This is a genomic window from Paenibacillus sp. GQ49 (assembly GCF_059759055.1).
The window spans coordinates 1-10,617 of the sequence record NZ_JCAXEL010000038.1; the positions used below are offsets into that span (position 1 = coordinate 1).

Genomic DNA, 10,617 nt, shown 5'->3' on the forward strand with positions numbered 1-10,617 from the left:
GAATTCGTCCACACCGTCCAGAAATCCGCCCCAGCGTCCATAGGTCTTGCCCGGTGTGCCCGGCGCTGAATCATATACCTTCTCCTGGTCCCAGCGTTCTGACGGGATTTCGGTAATGCTGTCCGTTCCACTGCGCAGATTCTCCCAAAATTCATGGATGTTCCGTGCTCCCGGGTACCTTCCCGCCACACCAATAATGGCGATATCCTGCTTCTCCTCCTTCTCTTGCACCTGAATGGATGATTCAGTTGGATTTATCGAATTCAAAGAATTCATTGGTGCTGCGTTCTTCGACTCTGGATTAGTAGCTTGTTGATTCTTTAACGTCCTCTTTTGGCGTAAAATGTCCTTGGATTTAACGTCCTCTATTTCTGGCTTCTGTACAGCAACCGAGGTCGGAGATATACTAACGGACTCCTCAGAACGTCCTCCCCCTACAATGGGTCGCAGTTGTTCATGATGGTGCTCAAGAAAATATTCGCTCAGAGCCCGAAGGGTCTGATACTCAAAAAAAAGTGTTTTGGGCAAGAGACCAAACTGTTCTTCCAAATTGGTAGTCATCTGCATAATAAGCAGCGAATCTATACCGTATCGATCCATGGCTGTATCTACGTCAATCCTTGATTTCGGAAGACCGATGACACGGGCTAAACGCTCTTGTAGAAATTGAACTGTTTTTACTCGCAAATCAGCATCATTCTTCTGAATAAGGCCAAGGTTCTCTTCTTTTTTATGCAGGTCCATTCGCTCCTTCCCCATCGGGTGGATCTGACCGGTAACTTGCTGGACAGTTTGACTCATGTTCAAGTGTTCCAAGAGTGTCTCTGCAGAAATGTCCCATCCATGCCGGGCCAGCAGTCTGCGGGAAAGTTCACTCCATTGCACCGGGTCCAAACCATATTCACTCCAGTCCATGTCCGGGTCCACGTCCTGCTCCCCTACGTTCAACAAAGCGGCAACTTCCAACGTGAGCACCGCTATAGCTTCCTGCCGAGTCATGCCTCCCGCCAGAGGGGCTCCAAGCTTGGTGGATACCCATTCCGACACCGGTTCAAGCTTGTCTGCCTTTACCGGCTCGATCGGTTCAGATGACCCCGAATCTCCCGGCTCCAGCAGGCTTCTGCGCAGCACCGACAGCTTGCCTTCCGCCACCGCTACCTGACTGCTTCCACTCGCCCAGGCCTGATACAGCGCCTTCACACCCGACGCGGTTCCCAGCGGTCTTAACCCATGCTGTTTCCACAGACGTGCCTTCCCCTCTTCCTCCAGCTGCATCCCGCCTTCTTCCCACAACGGCCAGTTGATGGATAAGGTTCGCCCTTGACACTCCCCGCGTTTCATCCGCGCATTTCGGCTCACCGCATACGCATCCATATACCCATTCGCGGCGGCATAATCGCCCTGCCCTGCATTCCCCGTCACCGCTGCACCCGAAGAGAACAGCAGCAGTACATCCAGCGCCTCTGTCCCGATCGCTTCTTCCAGATTCCGTATGCCGACTACTTTCGGAGCCAGCACGGCCTGCCAGTCGCTTTCCGTTTTGTACCGTATCAGACTGTCCCGGATCTCTCCGGCACAATGCAGCACCCCGTTCACCTGGCTATACTGCTGACGGATACGCCCGAACAGTCCGTGGACCGCCTCCCGATCGGTGACGTCCACTGCTTCATAAAGCACCCGGGCAGGAAGCTGCGCCATCTCTCGCTGTACCGCCTCTGGCATAGCCGGGGATCGGCCAGTCAATATGAGCGTACTGCCTTCCGTTTGGACTGCAATCTCCCGGGCCCAGATCCGTCCCAGGCCACCGGCTCCGCCTGTAATGACGTACACGCCTCCGTCTCTCCAAGGGGACAACAGCGGGAAGCCGCTCTTCCGCTTTGTCTTCACCTCTGTCTCTGCATTCCCATTCGTCATCTTATTCATGTCCACGTTCTCATCCATGTTCACGTCAACCGCCTGCCAGCCCGCTCGCTTCAGTTCGTCCGCTTCCCAACGCAGATGGCTGTCCTCCGCATGAAGCGCACACTGGTGCAGCTGCTCGGTCAACCGTGCGGCGGATGTCCCCGGCTGGACTTCGACAAGCTGTGCCAGACAGCCCGGATGCTCCAGCCTCACCGTCCGCAGCAGCCCGCTCAAACCAGCGAACCGTCTTCCTTGTTCATCTCCCGCCACGACGACCTGCACAGCCATCCGGTGGCTTCGCTGCATCGCAAGCTGCTGCTGCACATGGTGCAGAATGGCCTGAACAGCCTGTCCGTACCTCGCCTCCAACGACCCCGTTAACACCATCGGCTTCCAGGACACATCCGCAGTTGCGAAGTCTTGCGGGGCCCAATCACACAGCAACACCGCGGGTTCAACCGCCACAGCTTCAGCCGGTAGGAAGCGCTTCGGCAGCTCCTGCCACTCGGGCTGCACCAGCAGCACACCTTCCCGGCTTTCGGGTACACGCGAGGTCACGCCCCGCAGTCGAATGCAAACCTGTCCCTCTGAATCGCACAGCTCCAGATCCAGTTTACGGACGCTAGCCTCCGCAGCGGAAGATGCCGCAGACTCGGGGCGAACACGCACCACCGCCCACATGTGCGCCTGACAAGGAGATATCACTTCCGCCTCCTCCAGCGCAAAAGGTAACGGAGCGGAAGCGGGCGGGTTCCCATGTCGTTCTGTTGTGCTCGCAAGGGCCGTGCTCCCCAAGCTTACTGCACCCTCCAGAGTAGTGGATCTCAGCACTTCCGCGATCTGATCTCCGGCCAGCAGGGCGATGGATGCTTGCAAGGCCCCATCCACCATACCGGGATGCAGCACGGTGTCACCTTGCCCTTCGAAGAGCGCTTGTGGCAGACGCAGCTGCGCCAAGGCCTCGTTTGTCCCCCATTGCAATTCGGCAATGGTCTGATGGGACGGACCGTACTCCAGACCCAGTTTTCGGAATGCTTCATAACAAACTGCTCCACTGGCCTGTCCCTCTGTACATCGGCTGCGTACAGCCTGCAAATCCAAGGTTTGCACGGCTTCTGCGAGAGGTCGTCCCACACTTACACGCCCTTGACTATACACCGCTTCGCTGGACTCAATTGATGACGCTGCCGATATTTTATAGGACAAGCTCTCATCTGCCTCAGCCTCAAGCGCCAGATGAACCTCCACAGGCTCCTCTCCAACAACGAGCGGCCTGCTCCACATTACATGCCGCAGCAGCAGACTGTGTGTGAGCGGAGGCCAATTCGCTGCATGCACCGCTGCTGCCCGGGCCATTTCCAGCTGAACAACAGCCGGAAGCAGCTTGTGCCTCTGTACCACATGATCGCTTAGGAAAGGCTCATTGCCATTGAACTGACTGCTGTACCACTGGCCTCGCAGCAGGTCCGAACGGTTGTGGTGCAGCATGGAGTGCAGTAATATGCTCTCATTTGATGGTTTAACTATTGTTGGTTTTTCTATTAATGGTGAGCAATTCATTTCTTCGTGCTCCACCCAATACCGCTCTCTGGCAAATGGATAGGTGGGTAAGGATATGGTCCAATAGTGACCCTGCTCAAACAACAGATCATAATCAAGTTCATATCCCTGGATATACAGATCCGCTGCAGTACCCAGATGTTCTAAATATTCGCTTGCATGTGTCGTCTTCCGGCAGCTCCGCAAACATTCATTTCCATATCGCTGTAATGAGGAGTGCTCATGTGAAGTGTCCGGTGTTCCTTGTGAAACCCGAACCTGTGGTGCACTTCCCTTATCCAACCAGCGTTGAAGTATAGTCATCGCTTCATTCAGACTTCGGGTCACACAGGCGAGGCGGAAATCCATATGTTTGCGTCCCAATAACAGCGTGTAGCTCAAGTTACCGCAATCCTGTTCCGGCAATTGTCTTCCGTAGGCGGTGAGTTGTTCAACCTGCTGACGCAATTGTTCGGCGGTACGGGCTGAAAGTGCAATCAAATATCCCGGCATCGGCTCTGACGCTCTGGATTGCAGCGGTCCCTCCTCAATGACCATATGGGCATTCGTACCACTGAAACCAAATGAACTGATTGCAGCACATCTTCTGCCACTTGACCCGGCTTTCCATTCCATCGTGGCTGTAGGGATATAGAACGGGCTGTCATTTAAGGCAATCTGGCTGTTGGCTTGATGAAAATGAATGGAGGGGGCTATTTTTTGATGACGCATCCCCAGCATAATTTTAAACAAACCCGCTACTCCAGCTGCCGTGGCCGTATGACCGATATTGCTTTTTACCGAGCCAATCGCACAGAACTGCTTTTCGTCCGTATGTTTTCTAAACGCCTGCGTCAATGCATTGAACTCAATCGGGTCTCCCAGCCTGGTCCCTGTCCCATGAGCCTCGACCAGCTGGATGTGTTCAGGATTAATATTAAAAGTCTCATATACGTTCTGCTCAAGCCGTTCCTGGGATTTCGCACTGGGAGCCGTAATTCCATTGGTGGACCCATCCTGGTTTATTCCGCTCCCTCGAATGACTCCGTAAATCTGGTCACCGTCATCCAGCGCCTCGCTAAGCCTTTTCAGGATAACAACCCCTGCGCCTTCTCCTGGAACAAAACCATCTGCTGCTTCATCAAAGGTATGACACCGTCCTGTTGGAGACAGCATTCCCGCTCGATTGGAGGCAATGTAGAATCCAGGGGTAGACTGGATGAATACACCTCCGGCAAGAGCCATATTCGTCTCGCCTGACCATAATCCTTGACATGCCAGATGAATGGCCACCAATGAACTGGAACAGGCTGTATCCACTGTAATGGCCGGACCGTGCAGATTCAGGTAATAGGCTATGCGAGCAGGCACAATAGAATTGGCGTTCCCCCAGAAAGCCTGCGGAGGGCCCTCATGTCCAAATATGCTTTGATAATCCATGCCGCTGCAGCCTACATAGACACCACATTGAAGGCCCTCGGCCTTTTTGCCAGCATAACCGCCATCTTCAAGCGCCTTCCAGGACTCCTCCAAAAAAATGCGCTGCTGCGGGTCCATATAGGTGGCTTCCACGCCGGATATATTAAAAAACAGAGGATCGAAACGATCAAAATCCTCTATAAAGCTGCCATGTCGACAATAGGACTGCTGATCCGCGTAATAAGCGTCCAGATCCCAACGTTTTACCTCTCCAATCAGATCATTCCCGGCTTGCAAATGTTTCCATAACTCCTCAGGATTGCGACTTTGTGCAAATCGGCCACTGATTCCAATAATCGCTATTTCCTCCCTGACGGGCGGTGTTTCTTGATTCATTATGGCCTCTTCTACCACAACGTTTTGCTCCCATGGCTTAGCAGAATACGGCTTAAAACGTTGTTCTTCAGGGATATGTACCACAATTTTGCCGATATTACTGCGGTTTCCCATAGCCTTATATGCTTCTTTCACTTGCTGAAAAGGATAAGTGGCATATATCGTCGGACGAACGATGTTCTCGTCAATTAGGATCGCCATTTCCCTCATATAGGTTCGAATTATAGAAGGATCACGGAAGGCCATGCGTCGTAAATCTACCGAATAAAATGCCTGATTGTTCGATAACAAGGATAAATCAATATTTTTGGCTGATTTGAGGGCAGTCATAGCAATTTCAATATATCTGCCACCGGGAGCAAGACAAGCCATCCCCTTTTGAATCGCATCACCCGATAAAGTATTGATAACAAGATCTACACCTTGCCCGTTCGTAAGACGGTGGATCTCCTCGGCAAAATCCTGCTCCACATACTGAATGGTATGGTGCACACCCTGTTGTTGCAGATAGTTCAGTTTCACATCTGAACCCGCTGTGGCATAGATTTCCAGACCATAATGCTGCGCCAGCTGTACGGCAATAAGACCTGTCCCTCCGGCCGCCGTCTGAATCAATATTTTTTCACCTGGCTGCGGTTTGGCTTTGTGGAACACATCAAGCATGGTCATAGTGACGGCCGGCAGTGAGCAGGCTTCTTCAAATGTTAACTTTTTCGGTTTGGTTACTACATGAGCTGCCGGACAGATCACCATATTGGCATGACCACCCATCTGCTCACCCATCATGGCCACCACTTCTTCACCACGTCGAAGGTCTGTAACCTCGGAACCTGTTTGAACAACGACCCCGCTGACTTCGAAGCCAGGGGTAAACGGATATGCGGGCATGGTTGGATACAGTCCTCTTACACATAACAGGTCTCCAAAATTAAGTGAAAAAGCATGTACAGCAATTTGCACTTCGTTTGACTGGAGTGAACGCGATTGATCCTGAATCAGTTTAAGTTCATCGGATTCTCCAGGTTTCTCCAGCAGCAATCGATAATATGAACCTTCCGAAATGGATCCCAGCTTTTCGTTATTAACCATTGTGCGTGTCCAAGTCGCATTAGGATTACTCCTCTCATCCCGAACTGGCAACCGATCCTCATTCCTATGCACAGCAGGCTTATCAGCCTTACGATTATCGTTGCTCATGTCCAAAATGATGGCTTGTTCGTCTTTCCTCTGTGGAGATGTAGCCGGGTCAGGCAGCATGTAAGCCACAATCTCTTGTCGATATTGCTCCAGCATGTGCTTGCTTAAGGCATGGACCGTGTTATGATCGAACAGCACTGTAGTCTGCATCACTATTCCACATTGCTCGTTAATAAGATTGACCAGATTGACGGCAACAATCGAATCCACGCCATATTCAGAGAAACTTTGATGATTATCGATCCGCTTCTGACTCATCTTAAGTGAAGTTTCTATGCTGTCCCGGATGACCGTAATAATATGATCTCGGATCAGGTGGTCAGGAATATCTGCTGTAGGTTGAATGTTTCCAGTCTCCATAACCGGGGATGAATTGGGTCTCCATTCCACGTCAGGAATCGCTCTGGTTTGTGTCTGTACAGGATGAGATACAGGACTCTGTTTTATTTCATGTATAATGATGCCGTCACTTTGAGATACAACGATTTGTTGTCCCCACTCTTCAGCATTTAATGCCGGAAAACGAACATTTCTGAACCCCTCTTTGGCGAGCACCTTTTTCCATGTATTAGGTGTAAGTCCTGGGCAGCCCGGAATACGCAGTGCCTCATCTTCGTATAACCACCAGCCCTCCAACAAACCAAACGTAATATGGGCAAAAAGTGTATTATCGGTTATCTCGTTCAGGAGCAAATGCCCCTGTTTTTTGATCGCTGCCTTGATATGTCCGAGGGTTTGACGGATATTGGGTGTAGCATGCAGCACATTGGCCGCGATTGCTATATCATAGACAGCTTCATTAATGGATTGACCCTGCAGTTGTTTGGTCACATCTATTTTTCTGTAGGTTAAATATGGGTGTTCATTTCCATAGCGCTGCTCTGCCTGCAATAGAAAAGAGGAAGAGATATCCGTATAACAATATTCCTCAATGTACTGCTCATACGGTCTGAGCTTATCAAGCACAGGGGTACTGGTTCCGCCAGTACCCGCGCCAAATTCAATGATTCTCAACCGAATGGTTGCATTCTTTTTTATTTTTTCTTCAATAATTGTTATAAGTTGCGATCCCATAACCTCATTGAAATAGTCGGCGATGGGATTGTTTTGGTATATGCCTTCGACAAGTGTCATGCTTGAATTGGGGAAAAGAACATCCGTTGCCTGCTTGTGTCCCCGAAGAATATCAGGCAGGTGTTTTAATGCCGTTTCTGCCAAAAGGACCTGGGATTGAAGGTGTCCCTTTTGCAGCCATTGCTGTTTAACTTCATCCCATTTCTGCCACACATTCTCGAAGGTAGTAGCGGTTTGCCCGCCCTCAGCGCCATTCCCCTCTTCTTTGGCTAACACAGCAAGTGTCTCTTCCATCCAGCGATGAAACAAAACGGGTATCCCGTTTTTCTCTAACCATTCCCTGGTGTTGGAATAGCTTTTTTCAAATAACCCCATTGCCTTTAATTCCGCTGACAATAATGCGACAAGCCACCCGTGTAACTGATCTGTCTCACTGCGAAGTCCCTCGGGAATATGTTTTGTAATCGGAATATACACCTGATCATCCATTGTTTTAACCTCCCTGTGGTGGCAGATGCCCATTCATTGGAAACATTTATGTTCCGCTGCTCTCCCGTACCGTGCAAAACGGTTCATGCACCCTGTCAACACATCGTTCTGTTAACCATTCAGGGATGCAACTTTGTTCAAGTTCAGCTCTTGCATAAAAAGAGGTCTGGTCGTTCTGACAAGCCCCAGTTGATCCAGTGATCCTGTCAAAAGGATTTCCAGTGCTTTCATCGCTTCAGCTACTTCAATAGAACCGATACCGGCATTGCTCATAAGGGTGTTGTATTCTTCCGAGGCTACACTTCCCACACTTCCCCAATAACCCCAATTTATGACTTTGACATCATAGGAACGCTCCATCGCAAGCTGATGAGCAAACGCATCCTTGAAAGTGCAGCCAGCCGCATAATTGCTTTGCCCAGGAGACCTGGTAAACGAATTGAAGGACGAGAAAAACAGCATGAAGTCGAGGTCATCCTGTCCAAATACCTGAGCCATGCGTGCACTTACAGCGACTTTTGCAGATAAGACAGCTTGAAAACGATCCTCCTCCATATTGGCGATACTTTGATCCTGCAATACAATCGCAGAATGAATTACACCTTGAATATGGGGATGTCTTCGCTTGATCTGTTCATAGGCCTTCTGGAGGGAATCTGCATTTGTCGCATCTGCCACAATGTACTCGGGAGCACTGCCCAGGGACTCCAAACGTTCTATACAACGTTGAATGCTTGAATCAGGTTCCCTGCGCCCGATCCAGATAATGCGTGCATTGTACTGCCGGATCATGTATTCGCTCCACACCTGTCCAATGCCACCTGCCCCACCAATGACCACATATACTCCCTCTTGGCGATAAGCATCCTTAATTGCATGTTCATTGTGCACATTTACCGGGATCAACTCCTGGCGTAACCACTCGTTATCCCTATACAGATAGGCGTTCCCTTGCCCATTCCTAGGAAGTTCTTGCATTTGGGTCTCCGCCCATTCAACCTCATGCTCCAGATCGAGCAGTTTTATGCTCCACCGGGAGTATTCTTTGGCCAAAGAGCCCGCAAAACCATGAATGCTTGCATGGGTAGGATTAATTTCGTCCATTGGAGAGGATGGGATCGCATTTGTCGTAATGAGGGTCAAACTCAAGCTTCGATTACCGTATCCAAGCTCTAGTAGACTCTTGATCATTCTGAACAGTTGAAGAACCCCCTGCTCCTGTCCCTCAACAATCGAATCATCTGCCATGCAAACATTACCGGGGGAAGGAGCGTGCCATATGATATGATCCAGAATGGCAAACTCCGACAGGTTGTCCTTCCAACCAAGTACGCTGTTATGGGGCAACATGTGCATTGCGCCCGGATATAGTTTCAGAGCTTGCTTATGACTTGTATCGTTGTCACTAATGATGAGCACCTTGTTACCAACGGATAGCGGAAGCGCTATCTCCTCCGGCGTAAATACACTCCATATGGGTGTCATCAGAACATGTCCAACAGGAGGTATCCCCCCGGTCGTCAACGGATTTTGAAATAAAGGAAGCTTATCCGCTGTGGGAGCTTTACAAGCCAATTCTGTCATCCGAATGCATAACTTTCCGTCCGGACTATACATCTCAATCTGAAACTTGATCAGCCCCTGTGCCCCAGAAGAGTGATCCATCCGTTGGACACGCACCCACATCTCTTCTGTGCAAGGATGCAGGAGTTCCAACTGATCTAGTGTAAACGGCAGTGGCACTGAATCAGGACTTCGGCCCCCCTCCACATGTTGCTTCAGCAAAAGACCCATGGAGGCCTGGAACGCCGCATCAAGCAAATATGGATTCATTACATATTGCTCTGTATGTCCGACTGCCGGAGACAACCGCAACTGTGCCCAAACCTGATGATCCTGGATGAACAGCTGTGTAAGTCCCTGAAAGGCGGACCCGTAGGATAGACCCAATCCGTCAAACAAGGAATAACACTCCTTACCTGCTAGGACACGTTCTTCCTTCTCAACCAGCCAAGGTTTGTTTCCGTTTGGTTGAACGGATGCCTGTATTCCCCCCAGCAGAACGGAACCCTTGCAATGTGTTCGTTTGAGTTGCTCAGATCCATGAGTGAAGCTATAGATCTCAAAACCTACGATTCCATCATTCTGCTGTTTAAGTTCGATGAGAACATCAACCGGCTGATCCACCTGTAGAGGTGTCATCCATGTGACTTTCTGAATACACCGTACCTGCAACGAATCATCGAAAAGTCCAACAGCTTGCTGAACCGCCGCTCTGGCCATTTCCAGATAGGCTGTACCCGGAAGCCATTTCTCTCCATGGACCTGATGATGGGCCAAAATCGTTTCCTCGCCCGTAAACGTACTGGCATATCGTTGCAAACCAAAGCTGGATGTATTGCAATGTACGAGCGGATGTAAAATAGGTACGCTTGTATGTTGTATTACTTTGCTCCTCTGTTCTCTTGAGACAAGGGGTTCAGGTACCCAGTAACGTTCAGCTGCAAACGGATACGCGGGCAGACTGATTCTGCGCGGGTGCTGCTGTCTGTTGTCCCCGTATAGCTCCATCCACTGAATCACTGCCCCTCGTGTCCACGC

Annotated in this window: 2 protein-coding genes; both read right to left on the reverse strand. The window is 50.4% G+C overall.

The annotated features are described in order from the left end of the window. The coding region (locus AC6CIF_RS31735) for an SDR family NAD(P)-dependent oxidoreductase (protein WP_498202741.1) at nt 1–8,016 on the reverse strand (8,016 nt) is incomplete at its 3' end. Nucleotides 8,017–8,127: 111 nt separating this feature from the next. Next, a partial coding sequence (locus AC6CIF_RS31740) for an SDR family oxidoreductase (protein ID WP_498202742.1) occupies nt 8,128–10,617 on the reverse strand: 2,490 nt, incomplete at its 5' end.